This window comes from Acidovorax sp. GW821-FHT11A03, from assembly GCF_058809075.1.
On sequence record NZ_JBXASG010000013.1, the window covers coordinates 34351 to 49895 of the forward strand.

At 63.0% G+C, this 15545-nt stretch carries 17 protein-coding genes and 1 pseudogene; 8 read left to right on the forward strand and 10 right to left on the reverse strand.

All coding sequences use genetic code 11. The features are described from left to right. The first annotated feature begins 5 nt into the window (after nucleotides 1-5). From trbL to trbG, 3 genes are read left to right on the forward strand one after another with little or no spacing between them, the layout of a single operon-like run. Entirely contained in the window at nucleotides 6-1379 is a 1374-nt protein-coding gene (gene trbL, locus AC1RVY_RS25850; RefSeq protein ID WP_492808984.1) for a P-type conjugative transfer protein TrbL, read from the forward strand. 11 nt (nucleotides 1380-1390) lie between these two features. Continuing rightward, nucleotides 1391-2098: a conjugal transfer protein TrbF gene (gene trbF, locus AC1RVY_RS25855; RefSeq protein WP_218299946.1), complete on the forward strand. Its 708-nt coding sequence runs from the start codon at nucleotides 1391-1393 to the stop codon at nucleotides 2096-2098. Continuing rightward, nucleotides 2095-3105, forward strand: coding sequence for a P-type conjugative transfer protein TrbG (trbG, locus tag AC1RVY_RS25860; protein ID WP_492808986.1), 1011 nt, complete (start codon nucleotides 2095-2097; stop codon nucleotides 3103-3105). Before trbF ends, trbG begins: the two co-directional genes overlap by 4 nt. 340 nt (nucleotides 3106-3445) lie before the next feature. Here the strand turns inward: trbG and AC1RVY_RS25865 are convergent, their stop codons facing one another. Beyond that, nucleotides 3446-3739, reverse strand: a complete 294-nt coding sequence (locus tag AC1RVY_RS25865; protein WP_492808988.1) for a DUF4007 family protein — start codon at nucleotides 3737-3739, stop codon at nucleotides 3446-3448. A gap of 462 nt (nucleotides 3740-4201) precedes the next feature. Between AC1RVY_RS25865 and AC1RVY_RS25870 the strand changes: the two genes are divergently transcribed. The 3 genes from AC1RVY_RS25870 to AC1RVY_RS25880 all read left to right on the forward strand — a co-directional run bounded on the left by AC1RVY_RS25870 (nucleotide 4202) and on the right by AC1RVY_RS25880 (nucleotide 6385). Further along, entirely contained in the window at nucleotides 4202-4465 is a 264-nt protein-coding gene (locus AC1RVY_RS25870; RefSeq protein WP_108625314.1) for a helix-turn-helix domain-containing protein, read from the forward strand. Nucleotide 4466: 1 nt separating this feature from the next. After that, complete coding sequence (locus tag AC1RVY_RS25875) at nucleotides 4467-5807, forward strand: type II toxin-antitoxin system HipA family toxin (protein ID WP_492808991.1); 1341 nt, start codon at nucleotides 4467-4469, stop codon at nucleotides 5805-5807. 365 nt (nucleotides 5808-6172) lie between these two features. After that, nucleotides 6173-6385: a helix-turn-helix transcriptional regulator gene (locus tag AC1RVY_RS25880; protein WP_492809069.1), complete on the forward strand. Its 213-nt coding sequence runs from the start codon at nucleotides 6173-6175 to the stop codon at nucleotides 6383-6385. Between the two features lie 318 nt (nucleotides 6386-6703). On the opposite strand, the gene AC1RVY_RS25885 is transcribed toward AC1RVY_RS25880, so the two are convergent. The 5 genes from AC1RVY_RS25885 to AC1RVY_RS25905 all read right to left on the reverse strand — a co-directional run bounded on the left by AC1RVY_RS25885 (nucleotide 6704) and on the right by AC1RVY_RS25905 (nucleotide 9509). Then, nucleotides 6704-7840 carry an Arm DNA-binding domain-containing protein gene (locus AC1RVY_RS25885; RefSeq protein WP_492808993.1) on the reverse strand — a complete coding sequence of 379 codons (1137 nt, stop codon included), beginning with the start codon at nucleotides 7838-7840 and terminating at the stop codon, nucleotides 6704-6706. Nucleotides 7841-7854: 14 nt separating this feature from the next. Further along, nucleotides 7855-8130: an excisionase family protein gene (xisR, locus tag AC1RVY_RS25890; RefSeq protein ID WP_369643969.1), complete on the reverse strand. Its 276-nt coding sequence runs from the start codon at nucleotides 8128-8130 to the stop codon at nucleotides 7855-7857. Next, nucleotides 8127-8450: a hypothetical protein gene (locus AC1RVY_RS25895; RefSeq protein ID WP_369643968.1), complete on the reverse strand. Its 324-nt coding sequence runs from the start codon at nucleotides 8448-8450 to the stop codon at nucleotides 8127-8129. Before AC1RVY_RS25895 ends, xisR begins: the two co-directional genes overlap by 4 nt. After that, nucleotides 8447-9055, reverse strand: coding sequence for a hypothetical protein (locus AC1RVY_RS25900; RefSeq protein WP_369643967.1), 609 nt, complete (start codon nucleotides 9053-9055; stop codon nucleotides 8447-8449). Before AC1RVY_RS25900 ends, AC1RVY_RS25895 begins: the two co-directional genes overlap by 4 nt. A 196-nt stretch (nucleotides 9056-9251) precedes the next feature. Then, a complete protein-coding gene (locus AC1RVY_RS25905) occupies nucleotides 9252-9509 on the reverse strand; it encodes a hypothetical protein (RefSeq protein ID WP_369643966.1) in 258 nt (85 codons plus the stop codon). A gap of 133 nt (nucleotides 9510-9642) precedes the next feature. Here AC1RVY_RS25905 and AC1RVY_RS25910 point away from each other — a divergent pair, with 133 nt between their 5' ends. Then, nucleotides 9643-10281: a hypothetical protein gene (locus AC1RVY_RS25910; protein ID WP_369643965.1), complete on the forward strand. Its 639-nt coding sequence runs from the start codon at nucleotides 9643-9645 to the stop codon at nucleotides 10279-10281. A 16-nt stretch (nucleotides 10282-10297) separates the two neighbouring features. On the opposite strand, the pseudogene AC1RVY_RS25915 reads toward AC1RVY_RS25910, so the two are convergent. Then, nucleotides 10298-12049, reverse strand: a pseudogene (locus AC1RVY_RS25915) (DNA cytosine methyltransferase). A 97-nt stretch (nucleotides 12050-12146) separates the two neighbouring features. On the opposite strand from AC1RVY_RS25915, the gene AC1RVY_RS25920 reads away from it, so the two are divergent. Further along, complete coding sequence (locus AC1RVY_RS25920; protein WP_492808997.1) at nucleotides 12147-12449, forward strand: hypothetical protein; 303 nt, start codon at nucleotides 12147-12149, stop codon at nucleotides 12447-12449. Between the two features lie 68 nt (nucleotides 12450-12517). On the opposite strand, the gene AC1RVY_RS25925 is transcribed toward AC1RVY_RS25920, so the two are convergent. The 3 genes from AC1RVY_RS25925 to AC1RVY_RS25935 form a co-directional block, all read right to left on the reverse strand. Continuing rightward, complete coding sequence (locus AC1RVY_RS25925; protein ID WP_492808999.1) at nucleotides 12518-12889, reverse strand: hypothetical protein; 372 nt, start codon at nucleotides 12887-12889, stop codon at nucleotides 12518-12520. A gap of 670 nt (nucleotides 12890-13559) precedes the next feature. After that, nucleotides 13560-14045 carry a DUF2165 family protein gene (locus AC1RVY_RS25930; protein WP_492246371.1) on the reverse strand — a complete coding sequence of 162 codons (486 nt, stop codon included), beginning with the start codon at nucleotides 14043-14045 and terminating at the stop codon, nucleotides 13560-13562. After that, entirely contained in the window at nucleotides 14045-15496 is a 1452-nt protein-coding gene (locus AC1RVY_RS25935; protein WP_492809001.1) for an MFS transporter, read from the reverse strand. Before AC1RVY_RS25935 ends, AC1RVY_RS25930 begins: the two co-directional genes overlap by 1 nt. Nucleotides 15497-15545 lie beyond the last annotated feature (49 nt).

Consider the following 15545-nt stretch of genomic DNA (forward strand, 5'->3'; position numbering starts at 1 on the left):
GCGCCATGAACGACGTGGCGGTCATCGACCGCTTCCTCGATGTGTTCTCGCGGTACATCGATTCGGGGTTTGGGCTTCTCGGTGGCGAGGTGCGGTTCTTGAGCGCCACGCTGATCGTGATCGACGTGACGCTCGCCGGGTTGTTCTGGGCCATGGGCCATGCCTCGGGGCAGGGCGACGATGTGATTGCGCGGCTGATCAAGAAGGTGCTCTATGTGGGAGCTTTTGCTTTCATCATCGGCAACTTCAACCGGCTGGCCGGGATCGTGTTCCAGTCGTTTGCGGGGCTGGGGCTGACCGCGTCGGGTTCCGGTATGACCCAGACGCAGTTTCTGCGGCCGGGGCAACTGGCCAAGGTGGGCATCGATGCGGGGCGGCCGATCATGGCGCAGATTAGCGAGTTGATGGGGTTTCCGGAGGTGTTTGCGAACCTCGATGTGATCACCGTGCTGTTCCTGGCCTGGCTGGTGCTGATCGTGAGCTTCTTCGTACTGGCGGTGCAGCTCTTCGTGACGCTGATCGAGTTCAAGCTGACCACGCTCGCGGGGTTTGTACTGGTGCCCTTTGCGCTGTGGAACAAAACGGCCTTCCTGGCGGAGAAGGTGCTGGGCAACGTGATCTCGTCGGGCATCAAGGTGTTGGTGCTGGCTGTCATCGTAGGGATTGGCTCGGGGCTGTTTGCGGAGTTCAGGGCACCGGCGGGGGCGGAGCCCTCCATCGACCATGCGCTGGTCATCATGCTGGCGGCGCTGGCCATGCTGGGCCTGGGGATCTTTGGGCCGGGAATTGCGACCGGGCTGGTCTCGGGGGCGCCACAGCTCGGAGCTGGGGCGGCAGTGGGCACGGCCATTGGGGCCACCGGTCTGGCTGTCGCTGGTGGCGCGGCCGTTGCCGGTGCTGGCTCGGCCGTGGCCGCAGGGGCCCGCTTGGCACCCGGTGTGGCCAAGGCGGCAATTGGTGGCGGGGCCTCGGCTGCACGTTCTGTCAGTGCGTTGGCCAGTGGTGCGAAGTCAGCCTACCAGGTGGGCGCTGCGGCTTCGGGCGGCAGCGGCGCACGGGCAGCCGGCGCTGGGGTGAGGAACGTTGCCAAGACCGGAGCAACTGCTGCGGGCCAGCGCGTTGCCACCGGTGCAAAGGCGGTCAAGGACCGTGTCGCGGGCTTTGTCCGCGAGGCTGCGGCACCCACTTCCACTGCGGCTGCTGACACCGCATTCGAGGCCAGTACATCCCCTCCCACCACCGAACCCGCCTGGGCTCAGCGCATGCGGCGCAGGCAGCAGGCCACGAACGCCGCCACGACGGCCGCGCACGCGCTGCGCTCGGGCGACCACGGGGGCAGCGGCTCTGGGCCGAGCTTGCGCGATGACTCGAACTCTTGAGGAGAACCTCCATGCGATTCAAACGACCCCGGGTGCGGTATTCGGAGACGCCCGAGCCCATCACCCCCTACCAGGCCGCAGGGCAGGTCTGGGACGAGCGCATCGGCAGTGCGCGCGTGCAGGCCAAGAACTGGCGGCTGATGGCCTTCGGGTCCTTGTCTTTGGCCCTGCTGATGGCGGGAGGACTGGTCTGGCGCTCGGCGCAGTCCATCGTGACGCCCTATGTGATCGAAGTGGACCAGGCCGGGCAGGTGCGGGCCGTGGGCGAAGCCGCCACGCCGTACCAGCCCGCGGACGCGCAGATTGCGTTTCACCTGGCGCGTTTCATTTCGGGAGTGCGTTCGCTGTCCATCGATCCGATCGTGGTGCGGCAAAGCTGGCTCGAAGCCTATGACTACACCACGGACAAGGGAGCGGCGGTCTTGAACGACTACGCGCGCACCAACGATCCGTTCTCGCGCATCGGGCAGCAGTCGGTAGCGGTGCAGGTCAACAGCGTGGTGCGGGCCAGCGACACCTCGTTCCAAGTGCGCTGGACTGAGCGGCGCTATGTGAATGGCGAGGCGGCAGGACTGGACCGCTGGACGGCTGTGCTTTCCATCGTGCTGCAGACCCCCCGCACCGAAGAGCGGCTGCGCAAGAACCCCTTGGGCATCTACGTCAACGGACTGTCGTGGACCCGTGAACTCGAAACCTCCGAAGGAGTGAAGAAGCCATGAATGCACAAAGCCGTGTTTGCGTACTGCCGGCAGTTCTGCTGGCCATCCTGGCGACAGGCTGCGCGTCGCCCAGTAAGCCGCCAGAGATTTCGCTCGATGAGCCCAGACAGGAAAGGGCGGCGCAGCTGCTGCCGGAAGTGCCAAGGCCTGTCGAGGCGGTCGCCGTGCCGCAGCCGCTGGCATTGCCGGGGCAGTTGAAGCCCGTGGGGCGCGAGGCCGAAGGGAAGCTGGCTGCCGAGCCTGCTGACGAGAAGGCCAGGGTGTCCAAGGCCAACGAGGAGGCGCGCATCGCGCCGTCGCGCGAGGGCTATGTCAATGCGATCCAGGTCTGGCCCTATGCCGAGGGGGCGCTGTACCAGGTCTATGCGAGCCCGGGGCGTGTCACGGTCATCGCGCTGCAGCCCGGCGAGGAACTGGTGACGGTCTCGGCCGGGGACACGGTGCGCTGGATCGTGGGAGACACGGCCAGTGGATCAGGAGCAGATCTGCGGGTCAATGTTCTCGTCAAGCCCACGCGGGTGGGCCTCAAGACCAACCTGGTCATCACCACCAACCGCCGGACCTACCTGCTGGAGCTGTCTTCGACGCCGCAGGCCTGGATGGCGTCGGTGTCCTGGGACTATCCCAAAGACCGGATGTTGGCACTGCAGAAGCAGGCGCGGGAAGCGCAGGCGGGCGCCCCAGTGGAAACGGGTATGACGCTGGAGCAGATCCGGTTCCGGTATGCGGTGAGTGGGGATTCGCCACCCTGGAAGCCGCTGCGGGCGTTTGACGACGGGGAGAAGGTCTATATCCAGTTCCCCGGTGGTATTGCGCAGGGTGAGTTGCCGCCGCTGTTCGTGATCGGGCCGCAGGGTGATGGGCAATTGGTGAACTACCGGTTCCGCGCGCCGTACTACGTGGTGGACCGGCTCTTCGGCGCGGCCGAGCTGCGGCTGGGCGGGGACAAGGCCCAGGTGGTGCGGATCGAGCGCACAGATGGCGTGAGCTCGGTGCGGAGGAACTGACATGGGTACGAGCAATATGCCGGAGGCGTCGAACACGGCAGCGCCCAAGGCCGATCCCGAGGCCATGGCGTTGCGGGCTTCGCCGCGGCCGGTGACGCGGCTCAATCGCCGAACGCTGGTGGTGCTGGTGGGTGGGCTCAGTGCGGCGGTGCTCGGGGCTACGTTGTGGTCCTTGAGTCCGAGTCGGAGGGACCGGGGGGCGGGGACCGAACTATTCAATGTGGACCGCATTGCGCGCACCGAGGATCTGGAGCGATTGCCCAAGGACTATGCGGGGCTGGGCAAGCCGGCGCCGCCGGTGCTGGGGCCACCTCTGCCGGGGGATCTCGGACCGGCCATTTTAAAGTCGCAGCAGCCGATGGAGATGCGGGCGCCGGGTGTGGATTCGGATCAGGCAGAGGAGCTCACGCATTACACCGCATGCCAAGGCCCAATGTCGGATGGACGCGACCATATTCTTGCCGACCCCGAAGGAGGCGATCGCGTTCTCATCAGAGAACGTAGATTTGCGGATGAGACCTCTTTCGATTGATTCGTCAAAGGCCTTTTTGAGCCACATTTGACGGAGGGGGAATGTTTCATGCCCGGAAAAGTGGGCCGGAATCCCTCCGCTAAGTTTTGATGTGGTCTTCATAAGCTAGATTTTAGCGCCAAGTATCGTGAACTGGTGAGTCCCACCAGTTCGACTTTTTCGATAATACTGGAAAAAACAACAGTATTTTAGATTGGTGGGTCCGCTGCTCGGTTGGGCGAATCGCATACACCGGTTTGTGCCTCCTCTGTGTAGATTTCTCGTTGATGTCAGCGTCGATGTCTTCGCTGTGTTGCGCTTCAGTGGTTGGGATTGACGAACTCCTCTGGCACCCTGAGGAGCGTGCGGGTGGCTCCGCCTGATTTGAAAGAGTGCGACCTATGGGTTAGTTTGCTGATCATGTCCATGGACCAGGCATGGCTTGGGCCCAATCGAGTGAGAGCATCCGTCAGGTTGCATCATCCAAGCGCATTGTGCAATGCCAAGAAATAGTTGAATGTCAGATATTTGACTAATATCTGTTTTTGAGATATTTTCCGTTTATCTGAATTTCAGGTATCAGCCATGGCGACGACATCACATCCGCTGGTCACTGCCGGCCAACTGGGGTCGATGCTGCAGGCCGCGCGCAAGGCGCAGGGGTTGACCCAGTCGGCGCTGGCCAGCCGCATCGGCCTGAGCCAGTCACGGGTTTCTCATCTGGAACTCAACGCCCACGAACTGAGTGTGGAGCAACTTCTTGCATGGTGTGCCGCGCTGGGCCTTGAACTGGCCGTTGGGACCCGGGGTAGCGCTGCGGTGTCGACGGCGCCGACCACGGATTGGTGAGATGGGACGTCGATCGCATAGCCGCAGCTTGTCTATCTGGACCAACGGTGTCCGCGTGGGCCGGTGGACGATTCCCGCTCGCGGCGAGGTGGAACTGCAGTACGACCCGGACTGGATGGGTGCTGATATCGGCCGGCCGCTGTCCCTGTCCCTGCCGTTCAATCTGCAGAATCTGCCGGCCAAGGGCGAAAAGGTCTCGAACTACTTCGACAACCTGCTTCCGGACAGTGACCCGATCCGTCGCCGCGTGGCCGAGCGATTCCGGACGGGCTCGACCGAACCGTTCGATTTGTTGAAGGCTATCGGGCGCGATTGCGTAGGCGCCGTCCAGATCCTGGATGAAGACGAGGTGCCCACCGGTTTCGATAGAGTCGAGGGCGATCCCCTGTCCGAGGAGGCTATCGAGCGGCACCTGATCGAAACCGTTTCGCCGCAGGCCTTCGCTGCGGGCCGAGACCCGGATGCCGATTTCCGCATCTCGCTGGCCGGTGCGCAGGAGAAGACGGCCTTCCTGTGGTGGGGCGGGCAATGGCTCGTGCCGCGTGGTGCCACGCCGACGAGCCACATCTTCAAGCTCCCGCTCGGCCTGATGGGAGGGCGACAGGCGGACTTCAGCACGTCCGTCGACAACGAATGGCTGTGTTTGCGGCTGCTGAAGGCCTATGGCTTGCCGGTGGCCGATGCCCGCATAGCGACCTTTGGCGGACAGCGCGTGCTGGTAGTGGAGCGATTCGATAGGCGCATCGCACCCAATGGGCAGTGGTTCATGCGTCTGCCGCAGGAAGATTTTTGCCAGGTCGAGGGCTGCTCGCCATTGCGCAAATATGAGAACGACGGCGGCCCTGGACTCAAGGCGTTGTTTGGCACACTGCGGCAATCGGTGAATGCCGAAGCCGACATGAAAACGCTGATGGCGGCTCAGGTGTTGTTCTGGTTGCTGCGAGCACCCGATGGCCATGCCAAGAATTTCAGTATCCAGCTTCTGCCACGCGGGCGTTTCCAGTCGACCCCGCTGTACGACGTAATGTCGGTTTATCCGGTGTTGGGCAACGCTCCGAACCAGTGGTCGCCACATGAAATCAAGTTGGCGATGGCCTTGCTCGGCAAGAACCGGCACTACGAGATGCAAGGTGTCCAGCGAAGGCACTTCAATAGCACCGTGCAGAAGGTCGGCTATGCCTCGACCGCCGAGCCGATCATCGAAGAAATCCTTGCCCGGACTCCAGCGGCCATCGCCGAGGTGCAAGCCGAATTGCCACAGGACTTCTCACCGCGTGTTCTTGACGCCATCCTGGGCGGGCTTGAGCAGGCGGCCCGAACACTCGGTGGGATGCCGCCGTGAGGTAGAAGAGGGGGCCGAGCGCGCTTGGATGTCGTGTCTCAATAGGTTGTGTATCCGAATGGGTGTGGGAGGCTGGAGTTGCCCCGCTTCGGGATCACGGAGAAATCCCGCCGGATGAACAGCCATAGGAGTATTTGCCCTGGTGCGCTGGGCTGCGCTTGTATGGATGGAATGGGTCGGATGTCCCTGGCACTCTACGGAATCGGCGACAGGTGTCGCAGGATCGGAAAGGGAGCCATATGAGACCAGCCGCACAGAATCGCAAGAATCGCGGGAACCAACGGGAGGCTGTCGATAGAGAAATAACCGACCGTGCTGCCCAGTTTATGAGGCAGGCGTTGTCGCTGCTGGATAGTGGTGAGTCGATGCGAAGGCCGCCTTTGGAAGATGGAGGCGACGAAGACCGCCTGTTGCGGTTGCCAGAGGTGCTGCGCTTGACGGGGATGTGCCGCTCGGCCCTCTACGACCAAATGGCGCGAGGGCAGTTTCCGGGTTCTATCAAGATCGGTCAGCGTGCGACCTCATGGTCAGCCAAGGCAGTACGGAACTGGATAGCGCGGCGTGTGGATGGTCTGTAGCCGATGGAGCAATGTAGAGCTCGCTGACGATGTGGTGATGGCATCTTGGGTTGCCCAAATTGATCGGTCATGGGCCCGTCTCCATCCACAGTTTTCACGCGGCAGCTTATGGTGAACACAGTGGGGGAACAAACGGGGGAACAATTCAAAAAATAAAAAAGCGAAATCCAGATTTCATGCGGGTTTAAAGCTTTCATTCAGTAGACGCCAGCCCATACAAGACACCGCCACACACTGGAAACCCCAGTCTGTGGCGGTTTTTCTTTGCCCGGAAGTGTCTGGCGGGGTGCTGAAATTCACACCGAAATCACACCGAATTCACACCGATCTGGAACTTCCCACAATGCGCAATTCAGGCTTGGGCTTCTGGTAGTCCTCCAGAATGAATCGCCCGTAGGTTCGAAAAACCATCTCCACGTCTTCGTGCCCGAGCTGGGCGGCAACATACCAGGGGTTTTGCCCGGCCGTCAAAAGCGTGGAGGCGTAGGTGTGTCGGAGCTGGTAGGGGTTGCGGTACTCCACGCCGGATCGGGTGCACACCGGCAGCCAGAATGTCTTTCGCACCTGGGCGTCGGTGGACCAGGGTTTCCCGTCCCTGGGATTCAACCAGATGCGCTGGCCTTTGGCTTCGGAGAGCGGGCGCTGGGCTTTCAGGGCGGCAATCGCGCTGGCGTCCAGGTCCACATCGCGGATGCCCGCGGTGGTCTTGGGCGCCTTGATGACGCCGGCCACCTGGTTCTGCTCGATGCGGGCAATGCACCGGTCCCAGTGGATGTGCCGCCATTCCAGCGCTTGCAGCTCTCCGGGGCGCAGGCCTGTTCCAAACCAGAACTGCAGCATTGGTCGTTCGTCCGGGCGGCACGCCTCCAGCAATGCTGCCCGCTCCGTGGATGTGAACGGGCTGACCACGTAGTCGCTGGCCTTGGCTGTCTGGCGGATGAGCTTCGTCAGGGCCACGCGGTCGAACGGGTTGAAGTCGATCAGCTCATCGTTCAGCGCGTCCTCGAAAACGCTGCGCAGGGGGGTGAGGGTGTTCCGGATAGCCTTGCTGGTGCAGTCCATTTCTGCTACCCACTCGCGCAGCATGCTCGGCGTGACATCTCGTACCTGCAGGCCATGCCAGCGGCGCATGCGTTCCCCGGTGAGGGCCTTTTTGTAGCCACCGTAGGTGGAGGGGGAGAGCTGGCTGTTGGCGACCTGGCGCTCGTAGGTTTCGAGCTGCTTTCTCAGCAGTCGCTCCATGAGTGTGCTGTCCCTCTTGGGGGCCGCGGCGCGTGGACTGTCGGGGAAGTAGTCGGCATAGACGAATGCCCCTTCGTCGATCTTGCGCCTGATCTCTTCGCGCAATGACGCTGCGCGCTGGATGCTCGACTTGTTGATGGGGCAGGGTGGGAGCAGCTCGCGGCACTGCACTCCATCAAGCGTGAATGCGATCTGCAGGCGGTCACCGGCCACGAATGGCCGAATTTTTACGCCCGGCGGGGTTGGGGGAGTTGGTCGTTTATCCACTGGTCGGCTGCTTTGATGTTGACGTAAAGGCGCCTGGCGACAACAGCAACCTGTTGCCCCTCTTTCCAGACCCCGCTCTTCTTGCGCTGCTTCACCGTTTCACGGGTGACGCCCGTCAGGTCCTGGTACTTGGAGGCCAGAATCCATTCGGGTTGGGGCGCGACTGTGCTGCCATCCAGCGCGGGTTCTGTAACAAAACGTGTGTCGTTGTTTGCCTGCTTTTTGGTGCTGGTCATGGTGTGAATCTCCGATACTTTTCAGCCAGGGCTGACCCGGCGATTGCATAGTTCCGTCCGCCGAGGTGCGCCAGCTCGAATGCCGGTTCGGGCTTCCAGATGCAGAAACCATCGGGACCGATGACGCCGCCCTGCTGGGTCCAAAGGGTGACTGCAGACCAGAAGGGTGAGCGAGGCGCCGGCTGGCTGTCAGCGTGCTCTCCCTGGTGGTCAAGCGCCGCGGGTCCGAAACGTGGGTGCATCTCGAACTTCCATTCCTTGCCGCTGGCGTCGCGGATCTTGCGGTCGGGGCCGCCATAGGAGATGTGGATGATCTTCATGGGGTGATGCCTCCGAGGCGTTGGAACGCCTCGGCATCGCACGGCGACACATGCACCACTTTCTCGCCAAGCGTCCAGCGCACTGGGAACCGCAGGCCCGGCACGGTGAACTGTGCATAAATCTCGCGCTCACGGCTTGGCCATGCTTTGTTGCACTCACCGCCGACGGCGCTGGTGGCCGCTGGCCAGCGGGTCAGAGCCGCCTCAATGGCCGCATGCTCTATGTTTTGCCTTGCCCGGCTCTTAGCCCAGTCGGCCATCATGCATGCGGGGCTACAGTAGGTGGAGCGGGTCTCGCTTTGTACTGGTTCAAATGCATCCTCGCGCTCGTCGTCGCATTCGTGGCGCTCGTCCTGATCGAAACGGCAATGGCAGTTCCCACACTCATGCCACCAGCCGATCGCCAGGGTGGCGTGCATTGGTACTGGCCCAGGGGCATACTGATCGAGTGCCGGTTCTCGGCAGCAGGATTCGACTTCTTCAAATGTCAGGTTCAGTTCGTTGGCACCATCGCGGCGCGCTGTTGCCCCGTTGGTAGCGAAAACAACTGCGCAATTCCCCTCGTCGTCCTCGTGCACAACATAGGCCTTCAGGTGTGTGCTCATGGTTTCTTTCCTCCCTGCCGCTTCCGCAGCCAGGTGAAGTGCGGCGGATCTCCCGCCTGTTGATACGTGGCCCACAGCCCTTGACCCGCCGGGCACCGCTCCCTTGATCCAGGGGCAGTGCCAGCGGCGCGGCAGGTGGGGCAGGTTGCGTGGTGGAGCTGGTAGGCGCGGTCTGCGGCGTGCCAGTCGGGTGGGCTCACTGGCTCCATTCCTTGCCGTCGTGCGGACAGATGGCTTGGGCCGGGCATTCATCGCAGTAAACGGGCTGGGTTGCCGGGTCGAGGATGCAACCCCAAGGTACTGGCGCTCTACGAGGGGCCCAAGGGAGGCTCACTGGAATGTGTTTGGCTGCGGTGGTGCACAATTTCTGCAGCTCGTCTTTGCTAGCAGTCAGGTTGACCATTTGCTCGGCGCGCAGCGCGTCGTATTCGGCTTGGGTGAGGATGTATTGCATCGACGACTCCAGAAATGAAAAACCCCGCATGAGCGGGGCGGGTTTTGAGGAATGCACAGGCTGTGCATTTTTTTGTTGCATCGGGGGAAGACCCGAATAGGATTGCGGGCTTTGCAATCAAATGTGACCTGAAATGCTCATCAAAAAATGGAGGTGCATCGGAGCACTCCTTCTCTCAAGCACGTCAATTTCTGTCCAAGCTGCTCCAGTGGTGCTTCATGACACACTCGCTTCCGCTAGCCCGGGGTGGTACAGCGGTATCACCGCCACGCAACAGACGGCCTACCGTATCGCTAACCCCGCCACCAATGTCACTGTTAATTTAGTAACTCTCCTGATCTCGCTGCAGTCAGGATCAGGGAGCACCTTTGGTGTACAGGTCTGCTCTGATGGCCCCGGCGGGACAATCCCCAACTTTGCAGACTGCAGCGGATTCACTGCCATTGATCCGGTCACCAGCACTATGGCCAATGTTCGGTTTCAAGGTAGCAAATCCTTCACTGCGGGCAATGCCATTTGGGTTGTTGCGAAGTCGCAAGCAGCGGGAGATATTTACCGCTGGGCCGTGGGCCCGGGTCCAACCACAGCGTACATAACGAGTAACTCAGGTGCGACTTGGGCCCTTGATACTGATGAATACGCATTGAAGGTCGAGGAACAGGCAATAAGCACTCCAGCTTCGATCCCGACAACCACTGAAAGTGGTTTGTTGCTCATGTCTGCGTTGCTCGTCTTCACGGCGTGGATCGTGAATCTGCGGAAAAAAGCCTGATTGATGTCTGTCTTTGTCAAGCAGCCTTGCTCATTACTTCCTCGGCTGCTTCCTGGTAGTTCAGGCTCACGATCAGCCGCATGGGCAGCGGGCTGACGCTGTTCCCGGCCATCCGCACCTGGGCTGTCTTCGTGAGCTTCTTGCCGCTGGATGTGCGGTCGATCACGTAGTCGGGCGGGAAGTCCTGGGCGTTGTAGAGCTCGCGCGGCACCAGCATGCGCAGCGTGATGTCCACGATCACCCAGGGCTCGCCCCGGTACCACACGGTCACCAGCGCCAGACGGTCGTGCGTCGTGATGGTGGTCATGGGGTCGCGCAGGTCGGCCCACTGGCCGCCGCTGGCGTGGTAGCGCATGAGGAACGCGGCGCAGCAGGGCGCCTGCCTCGTCTTCCTTGCTCAGCTCGTACTGCACCAGGGCGTGGTGCTCGCCGCCGGCGGAGACCACGGGCACCGGATCTCGCGCATCGCGGCCGACGCTGTGCTTGCGCAGCGTTGTGAGGTGGGCCACGGCGAGCTGCTGCTGGCTGCCGCTGGTGGTGACTGTGGACACCCCGTCGCGCAGGTCGCGGGCGTGCACGGTGTTGTGGCCGCCGTTGGCCTGCACCATGAAGGCTGTAGCCAAGCTCTGGCCGCCTCCGCTCGCGGTGACGGTGCCCACGGGCCCGGTGACATCGTTCACGCCGTAGCTGCGGCGCTTGCTGTCGCCCTGGCCCTCGCCGTGGCCGGCCTGCACCAGATAGACGGAGGCGGTGGCGAATTTCTGGCCGCCCGCGGTGATGGTGCCCAGCGGCCCCAGGGTATCGAGAACGCGCGGGGCCTGGCCCTTGCGTTCGCCATATCCCATCTGGATCAACGTGCGGGCCGCGCCCTCGACGATGAACGGGTCTGGGCTCTCCAGCACGAATTTCTTCATGCCGCAGGCGATGCGCCGCATGGTGGCCTCGGCCAGCTTTCTTGCGGCCGAAGATGCTGGTGCCGGGGATGCTCCAGTCGATGCACTCGGCGGCCTGTCGGTAGGCCTTGAGCTTGCCCGTGGGCTTCTTGGCGTGGGTCTGCTCGGGCCACGATAGGCAGGCCATCGCATCGCGCGATCATGTAGAGCCGGGTGCGCGTGCTGCGGCAGCCCACCTTGGCGTTGCAGATCACCCGCCACTCGACCTTGTAGCCCATGGCGCGCAGGCCGGCCACAAAGTGCTCCCAGTTCTTGCCCTTGCGCCTGGGGTCGGGTACCAGGAACTGGTTGTTGCGGTGCACCACCTCGCCGGGGGCGGCCACCCTGTACGTGGTCTTGCCGGCCGCGTCCTTCGTCTTGTCCAGCGTGATGACCCGGCCTGTGGCGGGGCAGCGCTTGGCAATCAGCGGGGACCACTGCAGCATCTGCTCGACGTTTTCCAGCGTGATGACATCGGGGCGGGTCTTGCCCGCCCAGCGGTGCACCATCCATGCCAGAGAGCGGATCTCCTGCGAGCGCGGCTGGCCGCCCAGCGCCTGGCTGTGGTGCGTGCAGTCTGGGGATGCATGCAGCAGACCCACCAGCTCGCCGCGTGTGACAGCCAGGGGATCTACCCTGCGAATGTCTTCCCGGTAGTGCCGGGTCTGCGGATGGTTGACCTCGTGCATGTCGATGGCGTCGGCATCGTGGTTGATCGCGACATCAACATGGCGGCCGAGGGCCTGCTCGATGCCTGTGGACGCGCCGCCGCCGCTGGCGAACAGGTCGATGACCAACCTGGCGGACAACGCCAGGATGAATTGAGGGGAGAGCATCGGATGTCTAAAAAATAGAAAAGCCCGCTTGACGCGGGCTTGAGAGGGAACTACGGTCGCCTCGGCGGCGGTGGTGCCGCTGAACTTTGGAGGGGCGATGGATCAGAACGATGTGGCTTTTATGAACGGGTTCTACAGCGATCCCGCTGAGTTCGCGCAGCACTTGAGCAAGGCAATTGCGCGGGGCGACTTCCCTGACTGGCGACACAGATACTTGGCCAAGCGCGTGCTGAAGAAAGCCGAGCTTGAGGTCCGCGTCGCCAGGAGGCTCACTCCTGAAGGCATCGCAGAGCGGCAGGCCATCGCCGCCGAGCGCCAGACTGTTGTGGCTTTCTGGGCGTTGTTCATCGCAGTGCTTTCATTGATCGTTGCGCTGGCCACATCCCTGTTTAAACCCTGACAGCAAGCGGTCACGCCGCTTCGAGTTCCAGCGTGTCGAACAGACTGACACGCCGAAGGCGCGCAGGTCTAGCTTGCCGTCCAGCACGCTCTTGTAGTTGGTGAGGTAGATGCCCTCAGAATCCGTGCAATGCGGCGCACGAACGTGACCGTCATGCCCAGCATGGCCGCGTCGCGAATGAACTGCTGCCGCACGCCCAGAACGATGATGATCAGGCCCATACCGCAGCCGTGGTGCGGGTGAAGCGCGCGATCTCCAGCTGCATCGCGCTCTCGCCCAGGCCGAAGGCGGCGAACAGCGTGCCGGCCGCCGAGGAACGACCAGCAGACCATGACCACCTGGTGTGGCTTGAGTAGCGGGCTTACCTCGTGGGGTTCATATGAGAACCCCTCTTCGGCGGGCAGCGTCACCTTGAAGTGCAGAAAATCGTCGTATTTCATAGGGGCTGAATTTGAAAAACGCGCTGAGTGCGAGCTCGGGAGGCGGGTACCATCGCCTCCAAAAGTTGGAGGGATGCGATGGATGCGAGTCAACTGATGAAGGCACTCCGGGATGCGGCTGTAGTCGCCAAGCCGCCGCAGGAGTACTGCTTTCTATGGATCGACTCATGGGCTACATGCATGACCAAGGCGGAGTGGTCGGGTTGGATGCAGGCGGTCGGATCAATTGTTGTTTTGATTGCGGCCATTGGCGTGCCATATCTTCAGCAAAAGAGATCAAACGCAGAAAACTTCGGTGTAGCAAATGAATGCCTCCTAATCCAATGCGCCCTTTCTGCAGGGCATCCAGGTCACTGCCGACATGCGGCCTGGTGGCTACAAATCAGCGATCTCTGCTGCACGAGAGTCGACATCGAATCTGCTACTCATTTACAGGGAGGGGCGCCCGTCTCTTCTATCGCAAATGGAGTTGATTTACTGGTTGACTGCGCAGACAACGGCCGGGCAGTTGAGCGAATTCATCACCAATGTTGCTGCAGGCAGCGGCGGCACCCGACCGCTTCAACGTCCTTCAGGCCGCCAGTCAGCCTCCGCTCCTGACGTGTACTCTGTTGGGGAGCCTTTCCCAGTTCTCCGGCACCGATGGGCGGAGCACGTGGTACTGCCCCGCCTATGCCCACGCCATATTGAAGACAACAAAGGCAGCAGCCACCCAGACCAGCAGGGCGATGTGGGTCAGTTGCAGGCTCTGTTGCCGGATCCAATAGCCGAACCACAGCCCCCCGAGATGCATGGACAACAAGAACGCTGCGAAGGTGCTCAATGCCAGGTTCAGCCAGGGCCGGGCGGTGACCAGGTCGCCCACGGCGAGCAGTTGCCAGCAGCCCGCCCAGCACGCGGCTGCCGCCACGGTCTGCAGCGCCAGCACCCACAGCAGCGCGAGTCGGTGAACGGCGGGCGAATCGATGGCCCGTGAAAGGAGTGGCGTGTCGATCGCGGGCTGCTGCTTCAGCGGCGCCATCGACATCGTTGCGCCGATGGCAGCTGTAGAGCCGCCAAGCGCGTGGCAGTTGTTGATGACGCTGATGGACAGCCAGATCGCCAGGCCCAAGGCATGGACCGCCAGGAACAGCTCCTGTGACATACCGGCCCCCATCACGAAATTCCTTGCCGACGGGTGATCCGGCGCGCCAGCAGTATGGCCACTGCGGGCGGCAGCGCGAAGGTAGCGAACAGCCACAGCGCGGCAGACTGTGCGCCCGCCGCGCCTCCTGGGCGGGTGAGCCCCGCTGCATTGGCTACAAGCCCTGCCATCGCCGCCCCGATCGCCATGCCATAGAGCTGTACCGTCGTGATGGCGGCCGACGCCGTGTCGGTTTCACCGGGCGGAGCGAGTGTCAGCAGGCGGGTGACCAGGTGCGGCCAGCCCATGCCCACGCCGGCGCCGACGCCTGCCAACGCCACACCGCAAAGCGCCATTCCTGCGCTCGCCGGCAGACCGGCGCCGGCAGGCACCAGCACCGCCAGGGCCAGCAGGGCAGCCGCGCACAGCATCGGTCCCGCGCGCAGCAGGCGCTCGGCGCGGGCTCCGGTACATCCCGAAGACACCAGCGAGCTCACACTCCAGCCGGCTGCCATGGCGGCGGTGAGGTAGCCCGCGGCCAGTGGCGTCAGGCCCTGCAGCACCTGCAGAAAGTAGGGCACGAAGATCTCGGTGGTGGTGCCGATCAGCAGCAAGGCGATGCTCGCATAGACCGCTCCCAAAGGTGAGCGCAGCCGCGTGGCGCCCGAAGGCAGCAAGCGCACGGATGCCCGGCGATCCCATGCAATCGCCGCGGCGCCCAACGCCAGCCCCGCTGCGACACCCGCCCCCTGCACCATCAGTGCCGACGAGAGGCCGCCCACGGCGACTACCATCACCGATGCCATCAGCAACACGACCTGGGCCAAAGGGATGCCCGCCTGCGCAGGGACGGCCGCGGCCTGGGTGCGTGCAGGACGCAGCTTCAGGGCGGCCAGCAGCGCCTGTAGCAGCGCCACGGGTAACAGGGTCCAGAACGCCCATCGCCAATGTCCCGCCTGCGCGAACAGGCCGCCCACGGCCGGCCCGCACAGGGTGGCCACGCCCCACATGCCGGACACCAGGGCCACCGCGCGCGGCCACAGCGCAGGCGCGAAAACGATCCGTATCAGCGCATAGCTCAACGCGGCCAGTGTGCCGCCTCCCAGGCCCTGCACGCTGCGCCCGGCCAGCATCCACGGCATGGACGGCGCACCGGCGCAGATGGCCGAGCCGAGCGCGAACACCGCCAACGCCGCCATGCAGGCGTCGCGGGGCCCCGCCACACCGAGCAGCCGAACCGACAGCACGGCCCCCAGGATGGAGGCCACCACAAAGAGAGTGGTGCTCCAGGCGTACCAGTCCAGCCCTCCGATGTCCCGGACCACCGACGGCAATACAGTGGTCACGATGTGCACGTTGACCGCATGCAGCGCCACGCCACCGGTGAGGGCCAGGGCGAGCCAGCCATTCGTGCCGGTGAACAAGTCACTCCAGGTGGCCGTTGAAACAGCAGGAGAAAGGGAAGGGGACACAGGAGAACTCATGGATTCACGGAGAGGGGAAAACGGGATGGCTTAAAATCCAAGTCATTCC